General features: G+C 46.5%; 24 protein-coding genes. 8 read left to right on the top strand and 16 right to left on the bottom strand.

All coding sequences use genetic code 11. The features are described from left to right. Positions 1-17: 17 nt before the first annotated feature. Positions 18-2,576 carry a BamA/OMP85 family outer membrane protein gene (locus P2W83_RS15495; protein ID WP_276134671.1) on the bottom strand — a complete coding sequence of 853 codons (2,559 nt, stop codon included), beginning with the start codon at positions 2,574-2,576 and terminating at the stop codon, positions 18-20. A 73-nt stretch (positions 2,577-2,649) separates the two neighbouring features. Further along, a complete protein-coding gene (locus P2W83_RS15500; RefSeq protein WP_276134672.1) occupies positions 2,650-3,408 on the bottom strand; it encodes an isoprenyl transferase in 759 nt (252 codons plus the stop codon). Between the two features lie 201 nt (positions 3,409-3,609). Between P2W83_RS15500 and upp the strand changes: the two genes are divergently transcribed. Then, the gene (gene upp, locus P2W83_RS15505; RefSeq protein ID WP_276134673.1) at positions 3,610-4,260 is read left to right on the top strand and encodes a uracil phosphoribosyltransferase; all 651 of its coding nucleotides are present in this window, start codon (positions 3,610-3,612) and stop codon (positions 4,258-4,260) included. Positions 4,261-4,360: 100 nt separating this feature from the next. Beyond that, the gene (locus tag P2W83_RS15510; protein ID WP_276134674.1) at positions 4,361-5,398 is read left to right on the top strand and encodes a PorP/SprF family type IX secretion system membrane protein; all 1,038 of its coding nucleotides are present in this window, start codon (positions 4,361-4,363) and stop codon (positions 5,396-5,398) included. A 49-nt stretch (positions 5,399-5,447) separates the two neighbouring features. Here the strand turns inward: P2W83_RS15510 and P2W83_RS15515 are convergent, their stop codons facing one another. Continuing rightward, positions 5,448-6,053, bottom strand: coding sequence for a DNA-3-methyladenine glycosylase (locus P2W83_RS15515; protein ID WP_276134675.1), 606 nt, complete (start codon positions 6,051-6,053; stop codon positions 5,448-5,450). A 55-nt stretch (positions 6,054-6,108) separates the two neighbouring features. On the opposite strand from P2W83_RS15515, the gene P2W83_RS15520 reads away from it, so the two are divergent. Beyond that, positions 6,109-6,813 (top strand): SAM-dependent methyltransferase, encoded by a 705-nt coding sequence (locus P2W83_RS15520; protein WP_276134676.1) that lies wholly within the window; start codon positions 6,109-6,111, stop codon positions 6,811-6,813. Here the strand turns inward: P2W83_RS15520 and P2W83_RS15525 are convergent. Genes P2W83_RS15525 through P2W83_RS15535 form a run of 3 tightly spaced genes read right to left on the bottom strand, consistent with a single transcriptional unit; the run spans position 6,810 to position 9,181 of the window. Further along, entirely contained in the window at positions 6,810-7,211 is a 402-nt protein-coding gene (locus P2W83_RS15525; protein ID WP_276134677.1) for a hypothetical protein, read from the bottom strand. The two genes, P2W83_RS15520 and P2W83_RS15525, sit on opposite strands and share 4 nt — an antisense overlap. 18 nt (positions 7,212-7,229) lie before the next feature. Further along, positions 7,230-8,369: a glycosyltransferase gene (locus P2W83_RS15530; protein ID WP_276134678.1), complete on the bottom strand. Its 1,140-nt coding sequence runs from the start codon at positions 8,367-8,369 to the stop codon at positions 7,230-7,232. Further along, the gene (locus tag P2W83_RS15535; protein ID WP_276134679.1) at positions 8,369-9,181 is read right to left on the bottom strand and encodes an alpha/beta fold hydrolase; all 813 of its coding nucleotides are present in this window, start codon (positions 9,179-9,181) and stop codon (positions 8,369-8,371) included. Before P2W83_RS15535 ends, P2W83_RS15530 begins: the two co-directional genes overlap by 1 nt. 102 nt (positions 9,182-9,283) lie before the next feature. Here P2W83_RS15535 and P2W83_RS15540 point away from each other — a divergent pair, with 102 nt between their 5' ends. Both P2W83_RS15540 and P2W83_RS15545 read left to right on the top strand, forming a co-directional pair. Then, entirely contained in the window at positions 9,284-11,062 is a 1,779-nt protein-coding gene (locus tag P2W83_RS15540; protein WP_276134680.1) for an acyl-CoA dehydrogenase family protein, read from the top strand. Positions 11,063-11,093: 31 nt separating this feature from the next. After that, positions 11,094-12,626, top strand: coding sequence for a helicase HerA-like domain-containing protein (locus P2W83_RS15545; protein ID WP_276134681.1), 1,533 nt, complete (start codon positions 11,094-11,096; stop codon positions 12,624-12,626). Positions 12,627-12,629: 3 nt separating this feature from the next. On the opposite strand, the gene P2W83_RS15550 is transcribed toward P2W83_RS15545, so the two are convergent. The 4 genes from P2W83_RS15550 to P2W83_RS15565 form a co-directional block, all read right to left on the bottom strand. Beyond that, a complete protein-coding gene (locus P2W83_RS15550) occupies positions 12,630-13,586 on the bottom strand; it encodes a class I SAM-dependent methyltransferase (protein ID WP_276134682.1) in 957 nt (318 codons plus the stop codon). Positions 13,587-13,880: 294 nt separating this feature from the next. Further along, positions 13,881-14,711, bottom strand: a complete 831-nt coding sequence (locus P2W83_RS15555; RefSeq protein WP_276134683.1) for an anti-sigma factor — start codon at positions 14,709-14,711, stop codon at positions 13,881-13,883. Between the two features lie 4 nt (positions 14,712-14,715). After that, a complete protein-coding gene (locus P2W83_RS15560) occupies positions 14,716-15,264 on the bottom strand; it encodes an RNA polymerase sigma factor (RefSeq protein ID WP_276134684.1) in 549 nt (182 codons plus the stop codon). Between the two features lie 115 nt (positions 15,265-15,379). Beyond that, positions 15,380-15,922, bottom strand: a complete 543-nt coding sequence (locus P2W83_RS15565; protein ID WP_276134685.1) for a fasciclin domain-containing protein — start codon at positions 15,920-15,922, stop codon at positions 15,380-15,382. 241 nt (positions 15,923-16,163) lie between these two features. Between P2W83_RS15565 and P2W83_RS15570 the strand changes: the two genes are divergently transcribed. From P2W83_RS15570 to P2W83_RS15580, 3 genes are read left to right on the top strand one after another with little or no spacing between them, the layout of a single operon-like run. After that, on the top strand, positions 16,164-16,703 hold the full coding sequence (locus tag P2W83_RS15570) for an RNA polymerase sigma factor (RefSeq protein ID WP_276134686.1): 540 nt from the start codon (positions 16,164-16,166) through the stop codon (positions 16,701-16,703). An 11-nt stretch (positions 16,704-16,714) separates the two neighbouring features. Next, positions 16,715-17,392, top strand: coding sequence for a hypothetical protein (locus tag P2W83_RS15575; protein WP_276134687.1), 678 nt, complete (start codon positions 16,715-16,717; stop codon positions 17,390-17,392). Positions 17,393-17,410: 18 nt separating this feature from the next. Beyond that, positions 17,411-18,568: a hypothetical protein gene (locus P2W83_RS15580; RefSeq protein WP_276134688.1), complete on the top strand. Its 1,158-nt coding sequence runs from the start codon at positions 17,411-17,413 to the stop codon at positions 18,566-18,568. Between the two features lie 47 nt (positions 18,569-18,615). On the opposite strand, the gene P2W83_RS15585 is transcribed toward P2W83_RS15580, so the two are convergent. The 6 genes from P2W83_RS15585 to P2W83_RS15610 form a co-directional block, all read right to left on the bottom strand. Beyond that, positions 18,616-19,491, bottom strand: a complete 876-nt coding sequence (locus P2W83_RS15585) for a YitT family protein (RefSeq protein WP_276134817.1) — start codon at positions 19,489-19,491, stop codon at positions 18,616-18,618. After that, the gene (locus P2W83_RS15590; RefSeq protein ID WP_276134689.1) at positions 19,488-20,078 is read right to left on the bottom strand and encodes an HD domain-containing protein; all 591 of its coding nucleotides are present in this window, start codon (positions 20,076-20,078) and stop codon (positions 19,488-19,490) included. Before P2W83_RS15590 ends, P2W83_RS15585 begins: the two co-directional genes overlap by 4 nt. A gap of 14 nt (positions 20,079-20,092) precedes the next feature. Continuing rightward, entirely contained in the window at positions 20,093-21,376 is a 1,284-nt protein-coding gene (locus P2W83_RS15595) for an adenylate/guanylate cyclase domain-containing protein (protein WP_276134690.1), read from the bottom strand. Then, positions 21,363-22,097 carry a transmembrane-type terpene cyclase gene (locus P2W83_RS15600; protein ID WP_276134691.1) on the bottom strand — a complete coding sequence of 245 codons (735 nt, stop codon included), beginning with the start codon at positions 22,095-22,097 and terminating at the stop codon, positions 21,363-21,365. Before P2W83_RS15600 ends, P2W83_RS15595 begins: the two co-directional genes overlap by 14 nt. Positions 22,098-22,112: 15 nt before the next feature. Next, a complete protein-coding gene (locus P2W83_RS15605) occupies positions 22,113-23,864 on the bottom strand; it encodes a hydroxysqualene dehydroxylase (protein ID WP_276134692.1) in 1,752 nt (583 codons plus the stop codon). 292 nt (positions 23,865-24,156) lie between these two features. Further along, complete coding sequence (locus tag P2W83_RS15610; protein WP_276134693.1) at positions 24,157-25,896, bottom strand: hydroxysqualene dehydroxylase; 1,740 nt, start codon at positions 25,894-25,896, stop codon at positions 24,157-24,159. Positions 25,897-25,969: the final 73 nt, after the last annotated feature.

A 25,969-nucleotide genomic window follows, 5' to 3' on the forward strand; every position in this document is an offset into this window, starting at 1 on the left:
TCGCAATATAACTAATATCAATCAGGTTCAAAGCCAAGCATGAACGTAAAGCTGGCGATGTCTGTCAGCCTGGTGGCACCTGTCGACCTATTGAAACGATCAAAACCAACACCATAGTCAAGCCCAAGCAAACCAAACATTGGCAGGAATACCCTCAGACCCAGACCCGCTGAACGATTAAGCTTAAAGGGATTGTATTGTTTGAAATTGTCCCATGCATTGGCAGCTTCTACAAAGCCAAGACCATAGATCGTAGCTGTTGGACTCAGCGAGAATGGATAGCGTATCTCGGCGGTGTACTTGTTGAAGATCGTTGCCGCACTTGCATAGGGTCCGCTATAACCACGCTGCGCAATGATGTCCCGACCAATAAAATAGTTCTGACCGCTAAGACCATCGCCACCCACCTGGAAACGCTCGAACGGAGAGAAGCCAAGTTGAGGATTATAGTATCCCAGGAATCCGTATTTGGTTGCCAGTTTGAATACAAGGTTGCCGCTTATTTTTTGATACCATTCTGCGGTGAAACGATATTTATGATACTCTATCAACTTATACTTTTCGGCAGTTGTTTCACTCTCATAATCCCTGTCGCTAAACGCGCTGTATGGTGGAGTAAACTGGAAGGTAAAGCTGATATTTGAACCACTACGGGGGTACAACGGCTGGTCAACAGAATAACGAGCAAGAACTAACTTGAAGTACAGGTTATTACTGATCCCGCTATCAAAACCAGATATTAGGGTATAATCCTTCAAACGGTAATTCTGATAATTGACACCGTAGGTAAATACGAAGTTGTCATCCGGCCATTTCACACGCTTGCTTAGCGAAACACCACCACCAATTAACCTCAGATAAGAAGAATTAGGATCGGCTCCCGTAGACGCGCCAGACAGCCTTGTATAAGCCATGCTGGTAGTCAGCGCATTCGGCTTGCGACCACCCAGCCAAGGCTCTGTGAACGAAAAGTTCAGTGAGTTGTAATATGCACCGTTTGACTGATAGTTAACCGAGAAGCGCTGACCATCTCCCACCGGCAGCGGATCCCAGAATTTTGGTTTGAAAATATTGCGCAAAGAGAAGTTGGTGAATGTCACGCCAACGTTACCATAGAACTTTACGCCACCACCAAAACCAGCAGAAAGCTGGAGCTGGTCGCTTGATTTTTCAACTACAGTATAGTCTATATCAACAGTACCATCTTCTGGATTCGGCCTTGGTTGAATGCCTATCTTTTCCTGGTCGAAGAAACCAAGGTTCGCTATCTCACGGTTTGAACGGATAAGATCTGCACGGCTAAATTTATTGCCAGGAAGCGTGCGCAATTCCCTGCGGATCACATGTTCATTGGTACGGTCGTTACCTGCAATGGTTACGTTTCGGATAGTAGCCTGCGGACCTTCAGTGAGACGCATCTCATAGTTAATGGTATCATCGATGATCGAAGTCTCAACGGGGTCGATGTTAAAGAACAGGTAACCATCATCCATATACAGACTGCTGATGTCCTCTCCACCTTCAGGGCTTAACACTTTACCCAGTCGTTTTTCCAGCAATTCCTGGTTATAAACGTCTCCCCTTTTTATGCCAAGCACTCTTGAGAGCTGTTCATTGCTGTATTTGGTATTACCCTTCCACTGTATATCGCCGAAGTAGTACTTGCGGCCTTCTCTTACCTCGAGGTCTATATTGATGTGCCCATTGGATAATTTATACACAGTGTCCCTTACAATAGAGGCATCGCGGTACCCAAGCGAGTTATAATGATCTACCAACGATACTTTATCATCTTCATATTTATACTGGTCGAATTTCGACGAAGAGAAAAAGTTGTACCTGAAATAGGGATCAACCGCATTCAGTGTCTTAGACAGCGATAGAAAACCCAGATCTTTAACATAGGTGCCAAATGAGCGGCTATTATCCTGGTATAAGCTTATCTCGTCGGCAGGATGCAAAGACAACCGTGCCATCTCTTTTGTCGACCTGAAGGTATGTTTCAACTTCAGATCGGTAGCCTTCGAGTTCCCGGCAATATTGATCTGGTTGATCTTGGTTTTTACACCCTTATTAATGTCAAACGTCAATATCACGGTGTTGGTGCCACCCGTATCCACCCTTTCTATGACATTCACTGCCACATCGCCATAGCCTTTGTCGGCAAAATACTTTTGTATCCTGGTTACAGCATCTTTCTTGGTGGCATCAGTTACCACCTTAGAGCGCACAAGATTCACCTTGTCTTTCAACTCTTGCGCTTCGCCCTTTTTAATGCCTTTAAAATTGTAACGGCTAAGGCGTGGACGTTCTTCTACTTTGATATCGAGGAAAACCTTGTCTCCGATAGTTTTGGATATACTAATGCTTACATCCGAGAACAGCTCCTGGCGCCATAAGTTGCGTATCGCGCGCGATATTTTATCATCGTTGGGAATTCTAACCTTATCCCCAACCGACAAACCGGTTACAGTAAGTAAGAGATCTTCGTCCAGGTATTTGATACCAGATACGGTAATACCACCGATCTCATATTCCCGGGCTCTTTCTCCCGTTTGTTGTGTTTTTCCGCCCATCCCGCCAATTTGAGCATTCCCCTCGATGGAAAAACAGAGAACAGTTGATAGGAATAAACAATAACGCAAAAAATTATGCATGCTGGGGAGTAGTTTGGATTTGTTCGCTGGTTTTGCCAAAACGACGCTCGCGTTGTTGGTAGTCCAGTAAGGCTTCGTATAAGTTTGGTTTGCGGAATTCAGGCCAATGTACAGGGGTAAAATAAAACTCGGCATACGCAAGTTGATAAACAAGGAAATTGCTGATCCTGTATTCACCACTTGTACGTATCATCAACTCTGGGTCGGGGAATTCTGCAGTATTCAGATAAGAGTGGAACGTCTTATCGTCAATATCTTCGGGCTTCAGCTTGCCTTCCATCGCATCTTTCGCCAGCTTTTTGGCTGCTTCAACTATCTCCCAGCGTGAACTATAGCTTAACGCCAATATTAAGTTCAGGCCATTATTACCGGCTGTTATCTCTTTAGCCTCAGCCAACTCTCTTTGACAAACTTCCGGCAGGCTTTCAATATCGCCGATCACATGAAGTTTAATATTGTTCTTTTTCAACTCCTCCACCTCTTTTCTTATGGTATTAACGAGAAGCTCCATCAATGCATTCACCTCCTCTTTGGGACGATTCCAGTTTTCAGTAGAAAATGCATAAAGTGTCAGGTATTGTATGCCGATCTCAGCACAGCCATTAACGATCTCGCGAACGCTCAACACGCCTTCGTGGTGCCCGTAAACGCGGTCCTGACCGCGTTCTTTTGCCCAGCGACCATTACCATCCATAATGATGGCAATATGCTTTGGCAGTCGGGTACGGTCAATGGATTGAAGAATATCCATAGTTATTATTAAGAATACTGCTTTTTATAAAAGGTGTGCAAAGGTACAAAAATAGCAGGATGCTCTATGTATCAAAATTGGTACCTATCAGTTTAACTCTTATTTAACTGCCTCTATTTATAAATACCACAAAAACAAATACATACAAACGGTGTAAACAGGTTAGCTCGTAATTGCTTATCTTTCTATAAATAAATCGATATGATAACCGAGCTGGGTCAACAATTTAGCATCATGTGCGATTGGATACGTGAAATACGGGATGTTTCTGTACAAGACGACCGCATGAGATTTCGCCGTAATATAGAACGAATCGGTGAGATCGCAGCCTTCGAGATCAGCAAACACCTGGTTTATGAAGAGGTTACAGTGCAGACTCCAATGGGCGAAGCAACCTGCTTCCAGCTAGAGCAGCAGCCGGTACTAGCCACCATATTGAGAGCGGGTATTCCGCTCCATCATGGCCTGCTCAATTATTTTGACAAAGCCGATAACGCCTTTATTGCTGCGTACAGGAAGCATCACAGGGATGGATCTTTCGAAATTGAACAACAATATATTACAAGTGCCGAGCTGGAGGGACGCCCACTGATCGTGGCCGACCCTATGCTGGCCTCGGGTTCGTCGGTTGTGTTGGCGCTGGAAACGATGACCGAAACAGAAAAGCCATCGCAAATACATGTAGTTTCAGTGATCGCCTGCACCGTAGGTATTGAAATGGTGAAGCGCAAATTTCCCGAAGCTTATATCTGGGCCGGCGCCATCGATGAGGAGCTAACTGCACGCGGTTACATTGTGCCTGGACTGGGTGATGCGGGCGATCTGGCCTACGGAACTAAAATGCAAGCATAACCCCAACGAAAATATTATTTTATACCGTCTTGCATAATAATAGAATTCTGCTTATTTTGGCTTTCGGAAATTTAAACTAAACATCATAAACGTTACCCAGATGAAGAAAATATTACTTGGGGCGAGTGCAGCAATGTTATTGGCAACTACAGCTATGGCTCAAGATCCGCACTACACTCAATATTTTGCATCACCTCTCACCCTGAACCCGGCGCTGACAGGTCTTACTCAGTGCGACCTACGTCTGGCTGCTAACTATCGCAATCAGTGGGCGAGCGTTTCTACAAATCCGTACATCACTGGTACTGTGTCGTTTGACATGGCTACTATGAAGGATAAACTAAACAATGGCGATGCCGTTGGTTTTGGTGTTATCGGCCTGTTCGACCGTTCTGGTCTGGGTGGCCTCCAAAACATCACAATTGGCGTTTCTGCTGCTTACCACAAGGCGTTTGGTGTTGAAAAACAGCACACTATTTCGGGTGGTATCCAAGGTTCACTGGTTCAAAAGAATATCGACTTTACCAAGCTGAAATTCGAAGACCAATTCGACCGCATGACTGGTAGCACTCCTTACAATACCAGCGAAAATGTAGGCAACTCAGATCTTACTTATCCTGACTTCAACCTTGGTTTAATGTACTCTGGCCGTGTTTCTGACCATGCTACAGCTTACGCTGGCTTGTCAGTTTACCACCTGACTCAACCAGTTGAATCTTTCCTTGGCGAAGATCACAAGATCCACTCTCGCTACACAGGTTACCTGGGTGGTTCGTTCGATCTGAATGAAAACATCGTACTGTTTGCGAGCGGTTTATACCAAACACAGGCAGCTGCCCATGAAATTCTTGCTGGTGCTGCTGTAGGTTTCGTACTGAACCCAGGCCACGATGAAGAGTTCGTTAAGAACACCCTGCTGTACCTGGGCGGTTGGTACCGTTACGGCGATGCAGTTTCTCCTTACATCGGCTTCGAATGGTCTAAAATGAAACTCGGTATCAGCTATGATGTAAACGTATCTAGCTTCTCACCTGCTACCAACGGTAACGGTGGTTATGAAATATCGCTGATCTTCAACGGTTGCATCAACAAACGCGAGTTTACACGCACACCAAACGTGTCTTGCCCTCGTTTCTAATCAACCTAACGATATAAAGAAAGCCCCTGCAAACGCGGGGGCTTTTTACTTATAGTCCTTTCCCTTTGCTTACGTAGGGATTATCTCGGATATAAAACCGGTACAGTGCTAGCGCATCTTCTGCCGCATAGGCCACTCCTACCCGCGTGGCGGATACAATATTGCCGGTAAAAACCTTGATATTTCTATCCTCTATCCATATTTCGGGTCCTTGCAGAGACTTGCCTGTATGGCGGGTATGTATTCCCAAAGCCATACTCATAGCGCCTGGGCCGGCGGTTAAAGCTGGCTGAAGTTTCTCTTTCTTTCTTCTCTGCAACATGTGGTCAATACCTTCCAATGGCTCAACAGCTCTTATCAGCACGGCGTGTGGCACATCGGCCATATGAGTGACTACGTTAAATAAATGGTGAATCCCGTAGCACAAATACACGTATGCTACCCCGCCCTCCTTGAACATCGTTTCGGTACGCGCAGTGCGACGATTGCCATAGGCATGAGAAGCTTTATCAAATTCGCCGGCATAAGCCTCAGTTTCCACGATCACACCCGAAGTCAGCACGCCATCAAAATTCGTTACCAGCACCTTTCCTAACAGCTCTTTGGCTATCCTAACTACATCTTTCCGGGTGTAAAACGACTGCGGCAAAATCATGCGCCAAAAATATGGATTTGGCACAGGTTACAGTAAAGCAGTATTTTTAGCCGTTATGAATAAGCACGCAAGAGTTTACCTGGTACCTATCCCCATTGCCGAAGGCATCAATGGTACGCTATCGTCGCAAGTACTGGATGTAACCTCCGGGCTTAAACACTATTTTGTTGAGAACATTCGTACCGCCCGTCGATTCTTGCGTTCAATACACCCAACGATTGTTATCGACGATATCCAGTTCTCCGAGATCGACAAACACAATGGCCCTGAATTAGGCCTGCTCCGGAAATGGCTAAAAGAAGGCCACGTTGTAGGGATAATGAGCGAATCTGGTTGTCCCGGTATTGCGGACCCGGGTGCTGAGCTTATAGCAGTTGCACAGGAGAATGGCGCCGAAATCATTCCTCTTGTCGGACCCAATTCCCTGATTTTAGCTCTTATGGCCTCAGGCCTCAATGGACAAAGCTTCTGCTTCAACGGATACTTGCCTGTAAAGGAACCAGCACGCAGCCAGCGTATCAAACACTTGGAGCAGCAGTCAAAGAAGGAAATGCAAACACAGCTGTTTATCGAAACGCCTTACCGGAATAACAACATGCTCGATGACCTGTTGAAGAATTGCCAGAATAGTACCCGCCTTTGCATCGCCCAGAACATAACAGCTCCCAACGCCAGCATCAAAACAAAGTCGATGGCTGAATGGAAAAAGAATAAACCAACATTGGAGAAAGTCCCGGCAGTATTCCTTTTCCTGGCTTAATAATTACCGGCGTCTTTTACATCCTTGATGCCATCAACTATGTATTGACCAGGTTCTGCGTTGGTCTTATCATAGTCTTCTCCGCGCCAGGGAAGGTTGCGGCGAAATTGGGTATAATGTAATTTTACGCGCTTCCCAAGGCAAGCTTCCAGGCTATCGGCCAGCTGCTCGTCTGCTACACTGAAATAAAAATATTGGGAGTTGATCATACCGCCACGCTGGCCAAAGCCCAGCTGTATCAATTCACCCTCATGTGTCTTGAAAACGTTTCCTTTGCGCGAGAACTTCTGCAATATGCCCTCCCTATAGCCATCGCTGTATGGATTGTAATAATACCAGTAAACATATCCTGCAACAGCAAGACCGACAAACAACATGAGTAGATAAACGAATCTCATACCATGAAATTAATAAATCTATTTTACGGTTCGTCCTTTCCATTTATATACTCCAATAAAACCGAGCAAACCCGCACTAACTATGTAGGCGATATGCAACGGCTGCAGGAAAGGGAATAACAATAATTCTTGCGTTTTGTTGTAAAATTTCGCGACAGGATACAGGAACCAAAGCTCAACAATGATCTTTACAATTAACATAGCAGCGCCAACTATCAAGAACCAGGGATAAAACAGCCCAGCTATCAACAACGCAGCTAACGAGAAATTGAACAGGTAAACCAGCGAAAGGATGCCGGTTATCTTACTATCATCATATTTACCTGATTTTGAGGCCCAGCGTATACGCTGCTGAAAAAAACTTGTCCAATCGGGTTGCGGAGGTGTTCTAACGATCGCTTCTTCTGCTTTGAGATAGCCAATTTTACCAGGGAAGGCAGCTTGCATTTTCACCATTAACAGGTAGTCATCGCCTGAGGCCAGGTGATCAACGCCTTTATACCCTTCAACCTGGTTAAAGGCATCTCGCGAAAATGCGAGGTTGGCTCCATTGCTCATACTTCCCAGGCCAAGCCTGTTGGCCGCAGCAGTTATCCCCTGCATACTCATAAAGTCTAACGACTGGAATAGCTGTACAAAAGAACCATTTGTAGTAAAATCTACAGGGCCGGCTATCATCACTGGCTTTTTCATTTCATAGAATGCTGCCAAATGTCTTAGCCACGATGGCGACGCGACGCAGTCCGCATCCGTGGTAATGATGAGCTCACCATTACTATTTGCAATACCAGCCGACAGCGCAGCTTTTTTGTATGCAACAGTTTGCCCTGCAGCTACATAATCAGCAAGGGCAATGCAGCGAATATTCGGCTGCCCAAACGACTCGACAATCGCCGCTGTATTGTCGGAAGAATGATCGTCCACTACAATAACCTCCAGTAACTCGCGCGGATAGTCTTGTGCGAGCAACGACTCAATGCAATTCCCAATGTTACGAGCCTCGTCACGCGCTGGTATAATGACACTTATTCTTATAAATGGACTATAGCTATCCTCCACTTTGAACTGTGGCTGCAAACGCCACCCACGCCTGTATAAAATCATCAGGATGACGTAGCTAATGGTGAACGACAGGCAAATAATTTGCAGGATAAGCATCAGGTTAACAGGCATTTAGCCATTACAGGCAGTGATTCAGAATCAAAAAAACGATGGCCTTTCTCCAAAATATGCAATTCCACGCTATCCAGTTCGTTCTTGAACTTTTTTGCCAGCGGCACTGGTATGATGCGATCGTAGCTACCCATGAAGATGTGCACCGGAACGTGATGTTTCCGAATCACCATTCTCAACTTTTTGCTATCCGGTATCAATTCACTCATGCCCGGCCATACCCGAAGTAAAAAGTTTCGTGCGCTCTCGGTTTGCAGGTATTGCATCGCAAATTTGTACCGTGACTCGTCCAGCCATTTGCGCCTTCTTGCAAACTCTATGAGCCCCATATACCGCTGGGGGTCTGTAAGGAACCTCCGAAAGATAGTGCTGCCCAGGACTGTTCGAGTCATAAAATAATAGAACGGATTAAACGCGAGGCCGTCGGGAGCAATGAGCAGGACTTTATCTATAAGACCCGGCATCAGCTCTACAGCTTTCAAGCACACACGCCCCCCCATGCTATAACCCATAAGGCACAGGTCGTCCACCTTATATTCGGCCAGCAGGAATTTCACCAGTTGCTTTAGCTGGGGCACATCAAACCGGCGTAGTTCCGGCCATTCACTTTTTCCATGGTGCGGCAGGTCGATCGAAATGATTGTGTATTCTTTACCCAGGTAGGCCGCAAACGGCTGAAAGATCTGCGCTGCATTGTTATAGCCATGAAAAGCTAGGAGCAATTTTTTACCCGAACCCATAGCCAGGTAATGCAGCTGTTCATTGCCTAATGTGATATATCCCGATAACGTATGCATCGTGCCGCTCAAAAATAAAACATTAGGCTGACCAGCGTCAGGAGGTTTAACATTTACTGAGCACGATTTTTGTTTAGCTTTAAATAAACAATCTGGTTGTTTATGGAAACTATGATCAACACACAGCAGGGCGGTGGCTTCCTGGTTCACCCTTCTGACTCTGCCAATACCTTCACGCCTGAAGATTTTACAGAAGAACAGCGGATGATAGAGGCCACTTGCCGCGAATTTCTCGATAAAGAAGTACTTCCTCATATTCTTGATATTGACAAACAGCAACCGGGTTTGATGCCTTCGCTGCTGGATAAAGCTGCTGAACTAGGTTTACTCGGAGCCGCATTCCCTGAGCAGTATGGCGGTCTGGGCGAAGACTTCGTAACGGCCACGCTGATCACAGAAGCCTTGGGTGGCGGACATTCGTTCGCAGTGGCTATGGCTGCCCATACTGGTATCGGTTCTCTGCCTATACTCTATTTCGGCAACGAAGAGCAGAAGCAGAAATACATGCCCAAGCTCGCTTCCGGCGAGCTAAAAGGCGCCTATGCACTCACTGAGCCTAACTCCGGATCTGATGCGCTTGCGGCACGTACTACCGCTACACTCAGCGAGGACGGCAAACATTATGTACTCAACGGGCAGAAGATCTGGATCACCAACGCTGGCTTTGCCGATGTATTTACGGTCTTTGCCAAGATAGATGGCGATAAGTTCAGTGCCTTTATCGTGGACCGCAATACGCCAGGCCTGAGCTTTGGCGAAGAAGAGCACAAAATGGGTATTAAAGGCTCCAGCACCCGCCAACTGTTTTTTGAGAACTGCAAAGTGCCGGTAGAGAACCTGCTGGGCGAAATAGGGCGTGGCCATGTCATCGCGTTCAACATTCTGAACATAGGCCGGCTAAAGCTTTGCGCAGCAGCCCTTGGAGGTGGCAAGCGTGCTATGAACACGACCGTAGAATATGCAATTACCCGTGAACAGTTCAAAACTCCAATAGCCAATTTCGGTGCTATACAACACAAACTGGCCGAAATGGCCATCAGGATATTTACTACCGAGAGTGCGATGTTCCGCAGTGCGAAATGGATAGACGATAAAGAGAAAGAACTACATTCTGCAGGTAAGCCGTCAGAAGAAACCCTGCTAGGTGCTGCGGAAGAATATGCTATTGAATGTGCCATGATGAAAGTGATAGGTTCTGAAACATTAGACTACGTGGTGGATGAAGGCGTACAAATACATGGTGGCAATGGCTTTTCTGACGAATACAATATCTCCCGCTCTTACCGCGACAGTCGCATCAACCGCATATTTGAAGGCACCAACGAGATCAACCGTCTGCTGACGCTTGACATGTACCTGAAACGCGCTATGAAGGGCCGTATCAACCTGATGGCGCCTGCAATGGCTGTGCAAAAGGAACTGATGAGTGTACCTGAATTTGGTGAAGAAAGCGGTCCGTTTGGCGCAGAACTGAAGGCCATTGACAACTTCAAAAAAGCCATCCTGATGTGCGCTGGGGCCGCCGTACAAAAGCTGATGATGAAAATAGAGCATGAGCAGGAATTGCTGATGTACCTCGCGGATATGGTGATGGACACCTTCCAGGCAGAAAGTGGATTGCTGCGTGCAATGAAAATGCAGACCAACGGAAACGAACATGCTAAGCTGGCGCTGGATGCCACACGCGTTTTTATAGCTGATGCTGCGGACCGCATCAACCATGCCGGTAAAAATGCCATTAACTCGTTTGCTGAAGGTGACGAACAACGTATGATGCTGATGGGACTAAAACGTTTTACCAAAACAGATAACTTCAACACCAAAGACGCCCGCAGAAAGATAGCCGCAGCAGTTATTGATAAGCGCGGATACTTTTTCTAGATTTACTCTCAGATAAGAGTAACTCATTTCTATGTCGAACGTCGAACTATTTACTGAGCATATCAGGAAGGGGTATAGCTTTAAGGGGAATTTCATTGCACTGGGTAAGCCCATGCTTGATGGAGAGTTGATAGGCACCACGGTTGCCGCTCCACTGAAAATGATGAACCGCCATGGCCTCATCAGCGGTGCAACCGGCACGGGTAAAACCAAGACCTTGCAGTTGCTGGCCGAAGGACTAAGTGACTCGAGTGTGCCAGTGCTGTTATTGGACATCAAAGGCGACCTGAGTGGCATTGGCGCAGCAGGAACACTCAATGAAAAGATAGCGGAGCGAATCAAACAATTGGATTGCGATTTTATCAGCAGCAAATACCCTGTAGAATTATTGACCCTGAGCAACGAACCGGGAGTAAAACTACGCGCCACGGTTACCGAATTTGGCCCTGTGCTACTGTCAAGGATACTCGGCCTCAATGCCACGCAGGAGAGCATCCTATCGATGATCTTCAAGTATTGCGACGATAACAAGATGCCTTTGCTTGACCTGGAAGACCTGCAAAAAACTCTGCAATGGGCTGCTAACGAAGGCAAGAAAGAACTGGCCGCTGCATATGGCAATATATCGGCAGCTTCGGTTGGTACAATTATGCGCAAGGTGATAGAACTCCAGCAGCAAGGCGCCGACAAGTTCTTCGGGGAACGCTCGTTTGAGGTGGACGACCTGATGCGTATATCCGATGATGGTCGTGGGGTTATCTCGATAGTACGCGTTACCGACCTGCAGGACAAGCCGAAACTGTTCTCGACATTCATGCTGCAGTTGCTATCAGAACTATATGCTACCTTACCTGAAGAAGGTGACATTGAGCAGCCAAAACTGGTGATGTTTATAGACGAGGCGCACCTCATATTCAATGATGCATCGAAGGTTTTGATAGAGCAACTGGAAACGGTCATAAAACTCATTCGTTCAAAGGGCGTAGGTATCTTCTTTTGTACACAGACACCTACCGATATACCGGCGTCTATACTCGGTCAGCTGGGTATGAAAGTGCAGCATGCGTTGCGGGCTTTCACTGCCAATGACCGAAAAGCCATTGTGCAGACCGCGGCCAACTATCCCGAAACAGAGTACTACGATACGAAAGAACTGATCACTCAACTGGGCATAGGCGAAGCTTTGATAACACTACTAGATGAAAAAGGTATTCCTACTCCGCTGGTACATACGGTGATGTATCCACCAAAATCACGCATGGGTGTGCTAACGAAGGAAGATATATCCGAGTTGGTAAGCAATTCTCCATTGGTAGCGAAGTATGAAGAACTGGTAAACCGCGAGAGCGCCCACGAGATCCTTAGCAAAAAGCTGGAAACGGCAGAAGAAGAAGCTCCGGCAAGGCGAAAAACAGCGGCAGCTAAGGAAGAAAAAAGCGTACTCGAAGAGCTGGGCGACAATACTGTGGTAAAGAGCATGATGCGCACCGCCGGCAATACGATCGTTCGCAGTTTGTTAGGGTCGTTAGGCATTGGTAGCAGGAGAAGGAAAAACTGGTTCTAGGTTTTATTTCGTGAGCAAATAGCACTTTCGGTGCAGTCGCCCCTGGAAGTCGAATGGCGTGGTTGCTGCTGTAATATCTTCTATACTTGGCGTAGGTATGGCATCCCTATCCAGCTCAAAACCGCGATAATTGTTGCTGAAATAGATCTGGCCGCCATCAGTACAACCTTTTAGTAGCTGTTTCAGTAGCCATACATGGTCGCGCTGCACGTCAAACTCTTTTTCCATGCGCTTGCTATTGCTGAATGTGGGCGGATCGCAGATGATAAGATCAAAAGTGTCGGCGGGGATATCTGAGATAACCGCCATCACGTCATCCTGCACAAACTCATGTTTATCCTCATTATAAAGCTTGTTGTACTGCATATTTCGCTTAGCCCAGTTGATATAGGTACGCGACAGGTCGACTGAAGTAACGCTTTTTGCTCCGCCGTGGGCAGCATAAACGCTGAAAGAACCGGTATAACAAAACAGGTTGAGCACCCGTTTACCTTTCGCTTCTTCCCTAACCATGTTGCGGGTAATACGATGATCAAGAAACAGACCTGTATCGAGATAGTCGGTGAGGTTGATGATGAAATTAAGACCGCCCTCCGGCACAATGCGTTCTACCCGCTCCTCGCTGAACTTTTCATACTGCCCCTGGCGACCAGCTTTGCGCTGACGCTCCTTCATAAATATGGTGTCCAGCGGTATTTCCATTACCTGGGCTATCACTTCTTTACAAGCTGCCAGCCATTCTTCATGCTCCTCGTCCTCCATACCATGGCGACGCTTATACTCTGCTGCATGAACAACATCTTTATAGAGCTCGATAGCAAAAGGGAACTCGGGCAGGTCGTGGTCGTAAAAGCGGAAACAGGCTACCTCCTGCCTGCGCGCCAGCTTGCTGTAATGCTTATACATTTTCCGCAGGCGGTTTTCGAACATTGGTAGCTTGGCAGAGAAATCGCGGGACATTGGCAGTTATTTCAAGGGTTAAAGGTAGCTCGCAGTTCCAAAACCATCACATCAAACTTTAACTCATTCGTTGTAGACTTTGTAGCCAATTCGCGCCAACCTTATCAAATTCCATTCTCGAGTTTCGACAATTCGTTGATTAACAATATTGTTGCTGCGGGCTTTGTTGTCGTTTGTTGTCGTTTTTGACATCTGCACATTTCGCTGCATTTGCCTCATCAGATCTAATTCGCGTTTTAACCCATAAAATTACAATTACAAAAATACAACAATAAATCGGAATGAGAAAAACGATTATGGTTTGATCTCCCCCACCACCATTACCTCAGTAGGTGTAGGATTACCGCCTTCTTTCTCGAGAGAGATAGCGAAGGCCTGCCCGTTTTGTATGCTCATAGGCACCTTTTGCATAGCGCCTGAAGCGATCATGTCAGAAGACAGGACACCCATGTCCACGGGCTTTCCATCCTGTATTACCCAGAGTTGGTATTGCTTGCCCTGTGGCGGCATCGGCATATCCATCAGCGAAACGTATGTTTCCCCTTTTGTCTTGTTATACATCGCCATACCCATCATTTTCTTACCAGCTTGTGCGCTACGCATAATTACCGGCTGCATATTGGCATCCATCAGCATAGCCCGTTGACGGTCATACATATCTAACCTGGCTGACAGTTGCTGTTGCTTGCTATTGTTTTTCAGCATCTCATCCTTCATAGCCTGCATCTCTTCCCCGCTCCGCCGTTGGTTGTTCATCAGCAACACATTAGTCAGCAAGCTTCCGGCAAGTGCCACCCAAACTGCAGCACGCACCCAGCTGGTACGACGTTCGGGCACGGTCACAGGAAGATGAATAGCTTTGGGATTAGTTGGAATTGACGGCCGGGCGATTACCGGGCTATTGGGTTGTATTGCCGCCCAAATATCTTCCTGCATACCGGCAGGCGGCGTTACCGCATTGGCCTCAGCATATTGATACATAGCGCGTTCTATCTCCTGAACCTCGGCAGCAAGCTCAGGATACTGTGCAATATTGGCCACTACGGCAGCACGCTCTTCTTCGCTAAGCGCTCCCAACACGTAGGCTTCCAATATTCCCGATTCTATGTACTCTTTTATGTTCACTTTATTACCTGCTAAATTGCTGTCTTAATGTTTGTATCGCATTACGCATGCGGGTTTTAACAGTGCCCACCGGTATATCGAGCGCTTTTCCTATCTCTTCCATGGTATAACCTTTAAAATAGGCCAGCTCCACTATCGCTTTATGTTCCGGCTTTAGCTCGTCCACCAGCTTTTTTAGTCCAATCGCATCCGTATTCTGTTCCGTTTGTAGTCCACCACCAATATTATTTACGGTCTCTTCGTCGCCACGGATTTTGCCTTTCATTACCTCCCCTTTTGATCGAAGCTTGTCGATCGAGCTGTTGCGCGCGATGTTGATCATCCAGGTATATATCCTTCCCTTTACCGGATCATACTGCTGTATGTTGTTCCATATCTTCACAAACACCTCCTGCAACACGTCTTGGGCTGTCTGTTCGTCCATTACTATCCGTTTGATGACACCAAACAACACGGCTGAATACTGCCTGTACAGGTAGTTGTAGGCTTCCTTGCTTTGCTGTTTCAGCAAAGAAACCAGTTCCTCTTCCGTATATGTTATTGCTGTCTGCACGCAGTAATGGTCTATAAAAATATAGTTTAAAACATAAAAATCGCAATAGGCATCCAATAGAGAAAAGGGGAATTAGAATTCCCCTTCATTGCTGTTTTGATTTTGCCTGTCAGTCTTAAGGCATTAGCACATGATCAACCACATGTATTACGCCGTTGCTCTGGCGTACATCGCTGATAGTCACTTGTGCTATTGCGCCTTTAGCGTCTTTTACCCAAAGCTTTTTGCCTTTCTGCATCACCCAAAGTTCTTCTCCCTGTACTGTTTTCAGCGTAGCCGTACCATTGCCTTTTTTTACCCATTCCATCAAAGTAGCCGCATCCAGGTTGCCAGGCACTACATGATAGGTCAGCACGGTTGTCAGCTGGCTCTTGTTCTCAGGCTTCAGCAGGTTGTCTACTGCCCCTTTGGGCAGCATATCGAATGCTTTATTGGTCGGGGCAAATACAGTAAATGGCCCCTCGCCCTGGAGTGTTTCTACTAGTCCCGCAGTTTTTACTGCTGCTACCAGTGTTGTATGGTCTTTAGAGTTCACGGCGTTCTCCACAATGTTCTTAGTAGGATACATAGGCGCACCACCCACCATTACAGTTTTTTGCGCTGTTGCCGAAGCCATAAACGCAATGGCCATCACCGGGATCAAGAAGATCTGTTTCATAAGATGTTTTGTTTTTGGTTTGTTTAAATCGGTTGATAAGAACATCTACGAAGCTTTTTTGAGAACGGTTTTTCCAGGAGCTGAAGAAATTTTTCAATGTCAAACCGGCAATTCTAATACTTTGAGAAGCCAGCATTATTACATTAAGGCAATAAATATTTTTATTTTTCCGGCAACGCAGGCAACCCTTTGCGTTGAATATGCATTTATAATAGTGTAAGTGCGACAAAAAACACTTAGCGTGAACGACACAGTAAACGAGCTACAACTGACAGAAGCTTGCTGTAAACAGGACCCGATGGCCCAGAAAAGGCTGTACGACCTGCACGTGGACGCTATGATGATAATTTGCTACAGGTATGTACCAAATAGGGAGGATGCAAAGGAGGTGATGCTGGATGGTTTCTATAATGTGTTCAAGAATATCGGCAGTTTTCAATACATAGGCGACGGCAGTCTGAAGGCCTGGATGAGGAAGATAATGGTGAACCAGTGCTTAATGTACCTAAGGAAAAGGAAAATGGTTTTTGCAGATGCGGATACAGTAAACGATGAAACAGCAGGCGGCGACGACACGATTGGGCGGCTGAGTGCCAAAGAGATCATCAGGCTGATACACACCCTGCCGGATGGATACAGAACGGTGTTCAACCTGCATGTGTTTGAAGAAAAGAACCATAAAGAAATAAGCCTGTTGCTGGGAATTAGCGAAAGCACCTCGAAAACACAACTGCATAAAGCAAAGAAGCTGCTGCAAAAGAAAATATTAGAGAACGTATAAACAGTCGCGGTATGAGCAATGATTATAAAAGACTGAAAGAAGAACTGGATGGCACCGACCTTGACAGCATCCTCCCTGGCTTCGACCGCGAGGCCAGTTGGAAAGAGCTGTCTCCACGACTGAAGAAGACGCAGAATAAAACCTTTGCATGGCGGTATGCAGCGGCATTAGTGGCCATTATTATCGTCGCGCTGATGGTGAGAATACAGATGAACAAACCAAACGTTAATGAGCAGGTTGCGAAAACAGTGCCCGTGGCGACCATGCCTGCAGCTGTTGATACTCATACTGCCGCAACACAAACCAAAGTTGAACCGATACCGGAACCAATAACCGTGGTTGCTGCAAAAAAAGCCACCACACATAAAACAGCCCCGGTGCAAAAAATGGTACAACCGGATTCACAACCGCTGCCTGTTGAAGAGCATATTGCCAATACCCAGCCAGATCCCGTACAACCGGAGGTAACAGACAATGTAGAACAAACAGTAGCAACGGTGAAGCCTGTAATAAAACGTCCTAAAGCCATACACCTGCTGGACATAGACAACGAGAACAGGCAGGCGGTGATACAAAACCGCAAAGAGTTGCAAGGTTTGTCACAGCGTATAGTGAACTTAATACCCGGACGACAATATTCAAATACTGACAACGATCGCAAACCTTCGTCACTCTTCAGAGCTAACTAAACTTATAATCGACAACTTATGAAACTGAAATTAGCGATGCTCATCGCAGGGCTGTGTGTATGCGTACAAACGGCACAGGCGCAAGACGATGAGATATCCCGCACACCGGTAACCAGCGAAAAAGACATCAACAAAACGCTGTTTGACCTGGACACGCTGGATGCCAGCTATTACTTCCGAGCCAACTTGCCTGACAACAACTACCTGACCATAGAATTTAAAAAACTGGGTTACTGGCCTGACAAAGGTTTTCTGAAACAGGTGGTTTCTACCGCAAGGGAAGTAGCAGCAAATGTTGCGGATTCATTTAAGAGACCCGGTACATCAAAACGGATCGACATCAATATCCCCATCAGCTATGAACCGCTTACTGTAAGGACAACAGAACATATCACCGAAAGCAACGTAGTGGTGATGGATAAAGGCAGTAATATGCCTCTGAAGATCGGGATGGACACGATCAGGGTGTTGAAGACTTTTGCAAAGATCCCACATAAGCACTACCCTTCGCTCGTACAGGTTCAGTACACTTTCATCCTTAAAGATCTCGACCAGATCAACACTCTTTTCAACGAGCAACTTGTAGACAGTGTAGAAACGGCTTTTGATAACCTGGTGCAAAAGAAAGAAGACAAATGGATGTTCCCCAACGCATGGTATAACGGCCTTGATGCTGTGTACGACCCCTATAACCCAAAAGCCAAAAAAGTAATGACCACAGAAGGTGCAGGCGGCATGTTCAATGGGATTGATGCAGACTTCAACATAGGCGCGAGTTTATTCAGGAACGACCTGGCGCCCAATCTAGGTGTTGGGCTTAATTATAAATGGCTGATGCGCGACAGAAACTACATGTTTTTCGGTGCCTCAATGTCAATGCTGGGTCTTTTCGATAGGGTCGGGAATAAAATAAATGCTTACGACCTCACATTTATCAACTTTGAATGGGGATCGATATTTACCAAGCAAAATACTATCCTACCTCTTTATCGTAGTTCAATAGGTGTCAGGTACCTGCTACACGATGAGTTCACGCACCCTACCGTCGGCCGTGACGGCTGGGGGTTCTATGGCAAATATAGCCTTTCACGCTCCACCAGTATCAGCATGGACTTATATTTCCTCGAGCCGGAGGAGACAACGGTTGGGGTCACCGTCTTATTTAAGATACTATAAGCAAAAAGGCAGCCCAAAAGCTGCCTTTTTGCTTTATTATAATTGGGTTAGTGTTCTCCTGCTTTGCGCTTCAGCACTCCACCGGCGGCTTCTTTAATTGTATTGGTAAATACAAAAGCTTTGGGGTCGATTTCGTGTACCACAGTACGCAGCCTGCGCACTTCGAGGCGGGTGATGACACTGAATACAATGTCACAATCTTCGCTTACCTCAAAACTGTCTTTCATAAAACCACGCTCACCTTTGTAGACGGTGATACCGCGACCCAGTTTCTTAACAAGCGTTTCTTTTATCTCGTCGCTCTTGCCTGAAATAATAGTAACTCCGGTGTACTCTTCGAGACCTTCAATAACGTAGTCGATAGTACGCGTAGCTACATAGTAGGTAAGCATTGCGTACAGTGCTGTCTCTAAATGGAAGTGTAATGCCGCTATTAAAAAGATAATAGCGTTCATGCCCAGAATGATCTCGCTAATGGTAAAACTGCTGCGCCTAAGCGTATATAATGCCAGCACTTCCATGCCATCTATCGCGCAGCCGCCACGCATACCCAGGCCTATACCAAGCCCCAGGAAGAAACCTCCAAACATGGATACCAGCAACTTGTCAGCGGTAACTACCGGATATGGAATAAACAACAGGCAAGCTGCTAACGCTACAACACTGGCCAGGGTCTTTAGCGCAAACTTCTTATTCACCTGCACAGCGCCCATGATAATGAACGGAATATTTGCCAGTATGATTATATAGCCGATATTCAGGTGGTAGATCTCATGCACCAGCAGCGAAATACCGGTAACACCACCATCGAGAAACTGGTTAGGGACAAGGAAACTTTTCAATGCAAATCCGGCAATAATGACACCAGCCAGGATATATACTACATCGTGAAGGGTTGCCGGTAGCTTATTGAGTGGGTTCAGACTGCCGCGCTTTTTACCTTCTCCCGCACCAGCATGAGATTTTCTTCCTTCTTGTGCTTCCGCAGCTGGAGGGCTGTAGCGGTGAAGTAGTGATGTTTCTCCAAAAAATCGACTTGCAGCCTGTTCCATTCGTGTTCTGTATTTATGACCTTAAAGGTTTTTAGTTCGGAAAATAATTGATCGCCTATCGGAAAGAAATCATCACGTCCCAGGTAATCAAGATCAGCGTCACAGATTATCTGCTCCAGCAGGTTTTGGGGTTGCTGTGGTATCCGGGTGGCTATGACCATACCACAGATCTTCTCTATCTGCTCACGTGTATAGCCAAAGCCGGGAAGGTATTGCTTGCACACTTCACACGACAGCTTCTCGTGCTCTTTCTGGCTGATCAGGAAACCGGAATCGTGAAATAACGCTGCTGTAAGCAGAAGTTGCAGGTCTTCACCCCTCACCCCCTCTTCCTTTGCAAGATAGCCGGCTGAATCATAAACGTCCCGTATATGCCCCACACTATGGTAAGTGAGATGTGCAGGTAGTTCCTGCGTAAGTTTATCCAGTATGAAAGTTTTGACTTCGTTGAATTGCATGAGAGGGCTTTTCGTTAAGACAAACTGCCGGCCATGGCCGACTCTTTTTTTCCTGATACAAAATACATTTCAACCATACCCTTGTGTTTGGCCATCATCGGGCCGCGGGATATGCAATTGAACCTGTGTCTAATAAGACTGTGTGTAGTATGGGAAATATTGACCATGCCTGGTTCACCGTGTTGTTGCATGCGAGCAGCCATGTTTACGGTATCCCCCCATATGTCATAAGCAAACTTTTTGACACCAACCACACCTGCAACTACCGGACCAGAGTGTATACCGATGCGCACCTCAAAAGCCACTCGTCCCAGGTTTTTCCTTTTCTCAGACAGCTCATTAACCGCGGCCGCCATTTCCAGGCCAACGTTCACGATCGTCACGGGGTTATTAGAATTAGCTACCGGCAAACCTGACACACATATGTAAGCATCACCCACTGTTTTTATTTTCTCCACGCCGTATTTTCCTACTATCCCGTCAAAGGTTTCAAAGTACTCATCGATGCCTGATACCAGCTCTTCAGGCGAGAGATCTTCCACAATTGATGTAAAATCCTTGATGTCGGCAAACAGCACGGTAACGAGGTCATAGTTGCGTGCTGTGGTCTTGCCGGTTTCCTTCAACTCTTCCATCACCTCGGCCGGCAATATATTCAGCAGCAGCTCTTCAGAACGGTGTTTCTCCTCTTCAATGATCTTATTCTTTTCCTTCAGTATACTCAGCGCCTTATTCTTCTCGCTATCATACATGTTCACCACCATGAAGATAATAACCAGGTGACCGGCCGTAGCTACTACTGTCTGAAACAGCCAGTATTTAGGATTGAATTGCGGAACAAATTCATATCCCTGTCCCTGCAGCACGCCATAAGTAACGATAATGCTCACCCCCACAAAAAACCAGAACACGGCCGGTTTACGCCCCAGGAAGAAGAGGGCCATCAGGCAGCAAACCGCCAATATTTGCGGATCTGTCGCAGTATGGAACACCCCACCACTCACATACATAATGCGGGTCTCGGCCAGGGCCATTGCGGCAATATAACAGTTAACCAATAGTGGCAGTTGCACACCGCGCTTCAGCAGAAATGGTAGTGCGATATTTACGGCGGCAAAGGCAATGATCACAGAAAGTGCCGCATAATAATCCAGCCACACTACCTGCGGTATATATGCCAGGGCATACAACGCACTGATGAAACAAACCGAAACAAATATCCTCTGTTTTCGGTACTCCCATTCGTCGGTTTTTGCCTCGTGAGGCACAAACGTGCTAAACCAATCACCTGATCGCATAAGCGAGCGCTCCTTTTCGTTTTTGGTACAATAAATATATATAGTAAATATCGAAAACTGCACAGCCAACGTACAACGTTGTAAGGAAAGGGATGTGATAATGCAGCAGGAATGCCACACTGGTCAACCCTGTACCCAGGAATTTCGTCCATGCTGTAACAAGCGAGTTACCCTCAAACCCGGGTACAAATACCAGGTAGATAAACGATACCGACATAATCAGGTTAATGATGTAGGCATCGAATACTGCGATAGGTATATCGTAGTTCGTCATAAAAAGGTACTCGGCGGTGAACGCCATAACCAATCCCACCAGGAACAGCGTTTTGAAGTTCTTTTTTATGTACGGATTACGTATTTGCTTATCACCATACCTGAAGGCATGTATGACAATGTAGAGATCCAGCACCAACCATCCTACGTAGCCGAACACTACGGCCTTGCCCATATCTGGCAGAAAGAAAAAAGCGGCAGTGACCTCGTAGCCAAAGTTGAGGCAGATGGCCACTACAGGAACACCTATAGTCTTCTTTTTTATGATACCGCGGATGGTGTCGATATAGGCCCATACCCAAAACATCGCGGCACAAAAGAATATAATGACCACCGGCAGTTCATAGTAGGTTGTATCAACCCACGGATGCGGCGTGCGGATGTAATCGACCAGGTTTTGTATGTGGTCGGTAGGAAGTATGTGGCGAGTTGTGTCAGTAAATGGCATGTGATATATCTATGATTAGTCTTCTGTCGGTTTAGTTACGGTATCCTTACCAGAGATCTTCTTCAGCTCTGCAATAGTCCAGCCAATAACCTGCCCTACAAGAGTAAGCAGCGGACGTTTCATATCTTTGTACGGGAGTCCTTTGTCGTATCGCTTCTTATCATGATCGCGGGCATTTTCCAGTAGATCCGGCTCATGCAGGTTCCAAATAGCACACTCATCCGCTTCTTCACCCGATACTTCGATGATACAATTAACGGCGCGGCGAGCTGCTTCATTGGCGCCTTCCATAGTTGCCAGGTCGGTAAATGTTCGCACATAGTCGCTTGCCAGGAATAGGTTCTCTATCCGGGTGTAGGCTTCGGGGCGCAGGGCCCAGGTATGCACCCTGTTCACCAGCAATGGCTCTTCATTCCTCAAAAGCTCTGGATGGTCTTTAGCCCGCGACGGATGAATATCGGCGTCTATGTGCCAATACTCTACCATGTCATCGCGCAGCACTTCCGTGCCGCACACGTTGAGGCTTTTTTTCAGCTGTGCCCATACCTCTTCCTTGATCTCCTCCAGGCTCTCGCACTTGGAAGCGATTTTGTTTGTCGGCGGCAGTCCCGGCTCATCCCAGTTCGATATATCAACTGAAAGAATGCCTTTCACCTTGCCGTTGCCTCTTTTTTCAATATCATAATCTCCCCAGAATTGCATCTGCGAAATAGACGTGAGTGCCCAGGGAGTATCTGCATAAATGCAGTGTCCCTTCCCTACTCCTACATCCTCGTTGAGGTAAAACTGTATCCCATTCATCCATGCTACAGAGTCTGCCAGTTTGCGTATGCCGTCCAGCGTCATGTCATACTCCACCATATCGTCGGTCATCAGTGGTGCTGCTACTTCAACCGGTACTGCCAGGATGTAATAATCGCCTGTTACTTTTTCGGGTGTGCCGCCATCAAAGCTTATCCACGCGCCCGTTATCTTTCCATTCTCAAATTCGAGCTTAGTACAGCTCGCTCCGGGCCGGTAATCAACACCATTTTCTTTAAGGTGATTTAACCACGGTGTCAGCCACACATCGTTGGTAGGGCCATTCAATACCCTGTCTGCCTGTATTTTCTTGTCGAACATGTTCAACAATAGTTGCAGGAAGATGTCACCTCCGGTTTTGGTACTGGCGAATTTTGCATTGGCTGCTACAAGTGTACGGGTCAGTCCGTTTACAAGCAGCGCCCGGTAATTTTCGCTATGGCTGTCAGCCTCCATGAACTGCCACCAGCTTACACGCTCGTAATCGTTTACGCGACGTTCGTAGCAGGAGTTAAGCAGTTGCCATATTTTGGACGTAAAAAGCTTGATCTCATCGGGAGTAAGGTCGGTGCCAAAGTGCGAAGTTGCAAAAAACTCGTTCCAGTCTTCTTGTGTCACAGGCATCTTCAATACCGTTTCGATCGCCAATTTATCAAAGCGGGCAATCTTCACACGTTCCACCTGTACCAGGTTGTCATGCACAGTACCATCACCAAACGGTATGCGCATCATGGTATCCGTAATGTGTTTGTAGAAGCCCGGAAAAAACCGGAACCCATGTTCGCCGGGAAGAAACTTGTCTTTATATTTCTTATTGGTATGCGGTACGTCGACACTACGAGCCTTGCCGCCGCAATAAGTACGGTTTTTTTCGTACACCTCAACCTCAAAACCACGTTCAATTAGTTCGTGCGCAGCGCTCATTCCTGCTACCCCCCCGCCAATGACAATTACCTTTTTATTCATATAGTGATATTTTAAAATATTACAAATAGAGACATGGCTCAGAGTGATAAATCAATAAGCATACAATACTAGGCCATTACATATTCAGGGTAGACAAAATACAAAAAATAAATAATTAGAGAAAGAAATTGATATAAATAAAATAACCATACTATAATCGTCATCGTAAATAAAAGACCAGAAGGTGGCTTCTAAATTCTTTGCTATTAGCTTGTCCGTTTATTGAACAGCGGCTTGTGATAATTCTTTTGATGGTGTCACTGCACGCCTTTTCGCGCTATTTGAAATAAAGCTATTCTCCCTGGTCTTCGGGAACGCCTCTCCCTGCTATCTTTTTCAGTTCTTCTATCGGCCAGCCGAGTATTTTACCCGCAGTGGACAACAGCGGGCGTTTCAGGTCTTTATAGGGTAAGCCCCTGTCGTAACGCCCTTTATCATGATGACGCGCACGCACTACGAAATGTGGTTCGTGCAGGTTCCAGATATCACAGTCCTCAGCATCAACACCCGAAATATCGAGGATGGCATTCACAGCGCGACGGGCCGCCTCGTTGGCGCCTTCCATGGTAGCCAGGTCGGTAAAGGTGCGTACATAGTCGCTGGCCAGGAAGAAGTTTTGTATGCGCGTATATGCTTCAGGTCGCAAGCCCCATGTGTTCACCCTGTTCACCAACAACGGCTCTGTGTTGGTCAGCGCGTAAGGTTTGTCTTTGGCTTCAGATGGATGGATATCTGAATCTATATAGCAGTCCACCAGCATCTCATCGCTGAGAACAGTTTTGCCGTTTATGTTCAGGCTTTTCTTCAGCTGTTCCCAAACGTCCTTCTTTATTTCATCCAGAGTACAATCCGTTGCTACTTTGCCATTCAGTCCTGGCACTTCCCAATCCGACATGTCAACAGAAAGAATTCCTTTCACCTGGCCATTACCCCTTTTGTCCAGATCATAGTCTTTCCAGAATTGTATTTGCGAAATAGACGTAAGCGCCCAGGGCGTGTCAACATAGATACAGTGTCCATGCACTATTTCTACATTTTGATTCAGGTAGAATTGCATACCGTTCATCCAGGCTACCGATGGTGCAAGATCACGTATGCCTTGCAAACTCATGTCATAGGCTATCATGTCATCGTTGATCAATGGTGCAGCTACTTCTACAGGTACAGCGAGTACATAATAATCACCTGTTATTTTCTGAGGTTCACCACCGTCAAAGCTTATCCAGGCACCTGTTATCTGCCCATTCTCAAAATCGAGTTTCGTACAGCTTGCGCCATAACGGTAGTCAACACCGCAGCTTTTCAAATATTGTATCCAGGGATTCAGCCACACTTCATTGGTAGGACCGTTTAATACCCTGTCGGCCTGTATGCGTGGATTAGCCATGTTCAGCAGCAATTGCAGGAAGATATCGCCGCCGGTTTTTGTGCTGGCATATTTGGCATTGGCTGCCACCAACGTACGGGTCAACCCTTCTACCAACAGCGTTTGATAATTCTTGCTCTGGTTATCGGCATCCATAAACTGCCACCAGCCAATACCCTCATAATCGTTGATACGACGCTCATAACACGAGGTCAGTATCTGCCAGACCTTAGAGCTGAACAGATCGATCTCTGCCGATGTCAAACCAGTATCGGAATGCATGGACGCCAAGATGGCTCTCAGATCATCTTTTGAATTAGGAAAGCTCACCACCGTGACAATCGGCGTTTGATCAAACCGTGCTATCTCTACTCGGTCTACCTGCACCAGATTATCATGTACGCTACCACTACCAAAAGGGATACGCGACATCGTATCAGTAATATGTTTGTAAAATCCGGGAAAGAAACGGAAGCCGTGTTCACCGGGAAGAAATTTGTCCGTATACTGTTGATTAGAGCCCGGCACATCTACGCTACGTGCCTTACCGCCGCAATAGATTTTGTTTCGCTCGTACACTTCAACCTTAAATCCACGTTCTACCAATTCATGCGCAGCGCTCATGCCTGCTACTCCACCGCCTATAACAATGACTTTCTTTGACATACGATATCGTTTTTAGATTGATGTTTAGAAGTGTTTTCCGGGACGATGGTTCGATAGCAGATGAATGCACAAA

Origin of the sequence: Polluticoccus soli (genome assembly GCF_029269745.1) — a bacterium.
Lineage (GTDB): Bacteria > Bacteroidota > Bacteroidia > Chitinophagales > Chitinophagaceae > Polluticoccus > Polluticoccus soli.

Bases quoted from the DNA above. Each gene is read 5' to 3' on its own strand.
- P2W83_RS15495 (WP_276134671.1), bottom strand. From the start codon at position 2,576: ATGGGCGGAAAAACACAACAAACGGGAGAAAGAGCCCGGGAATATGAG.
- P2W83_RS15500 (WP_276134672.1), bottom strand. From the start codon at position 3,408: ATGGATATTCTTCAATCCATTGACCGTACCCGACTGCCAAAGCATATT.
- upp (WP_276134673.1), top strand. From the start codon at position 3,610: ATGATAACCGAGCTGGGTCAACAATTTAGCATCATGTGCGATTGGATA.
- P2W83_RS15510 (WP_276134674.1), top strand. From the start codon at position 4,361: ATGAAGAAAATATTACTTGGGGCGAGTGCAGCAATGTTATTGGCAACT.
- P2W83_RS15515 (WP_276134675.1), bottom strand. From the start codon at position 6,053: ATGATTTTGCCGCAGTCGTTTTACACCCGGAAAGATGTAGTTAGGATA.
- P2W83_RS15520 (WP_276134676.1), top strand. From the start codon at position 6,109: ATGAATAAGCACGCAAGAGTTTACCTGGTACCTATCCCCATTGCCGAA.
- P2W83_RS15525 (WP_276134677.1), bottom strand. From the start codon at position 7,211: ATGAGATTCGTTTATCTACTCATGTTGTTTGTCGGTCTTGCTGTTGCA.
- P2W83_RS15530 (WP_276134678.1), bottom strand. From the start codon at position 8,369: ATGCTTATCCTGCAAATTATTTGCCTGTCGTTCACCATTAGCTACGTC.
- P2W83_RS15535 (WP_276134679.1), bottom strand. From the start codon at position 9,181: ATGCATACGTTATCGGGATATATCACATTAGGCAATGAACAGCTGCAT.
- P2W83_RS15540 (WP_276134680.1), top strand. From the start codon at position 9,284: ATGGAAACTATGATCAACACACAGCAGGGCGGTGGCTTCCTGGTTCAC.
- P2W83_RS15545 (WP_276134681.1), top strand. From the start codon at position 11,094: ATGTCGAACGTCGAACTATTTACTGAGCATATCAGGAAGGGGTATAGC.
- P2W83_RS15550 (WP_276134682.1), bottom strand. From the start codon at position 13,586: ATGTCCCGCGATTTCTCTGCCAAGCTACCAATGTTCGAAAACCGCCTG.
- P2W83_RS15565 (WP_276134685.1), bottom strand. From the start codon at position 15,922: ATGAAACAGATCTTCTTGATCCCGGTGATGGCCATTGCGTTTATGGCT.
- P2W83_RS15575 (WP_276134687.1), top strand. From the start codon at position 16,715: ATGAGCAATGATTATAAAAGACTGAAAGAAGAACTGGATGGCACCGAC.
- P2W83_RS15580 (WP_276134688.1), top strand. From the start codon at position 17,411: ATGAAACTGAAATTAGCGATGCTCATCGCAGGGCTGTGTGTATGCGTA.
- P2W83_RS15590 (WP_276134689.1), bottom strand. From the start codon at position 20,078: ATGCAATTCAACGAAGTCAAAACTTTCATACTGGATAAACTTACGCAG.
- P2W83_RS15595 (WP_276134690.1), bottom strand. From the start codon at position 21,376: ATGCGATCAGGTGATTGGTTTAGCACGTTTGTGCCTCACGAGGCAAAA.
- P2W83_RS15600 (WP_276134691.1), bottom strand. From the start codon at position 22,097: ATGCCATTTACTGACACAACTCGCCACATACTTCCTACCGACCACATA.
- P2W83_RS15605 (WP_276134692.1), bottom strand. From the start codon at position 23,864: ATGAATAAAAAGGTAATTGTCATTGGCGGGGGGGTAGCAGGAATGAGC.
- P2W83_RS15610 (WP_276134693.1), bottom strand. From the start codon at position 25,896: ATGTCAAAGAAAGTCATTGTTATAGGCGGTGGAGTAGCAGGCATGAGC.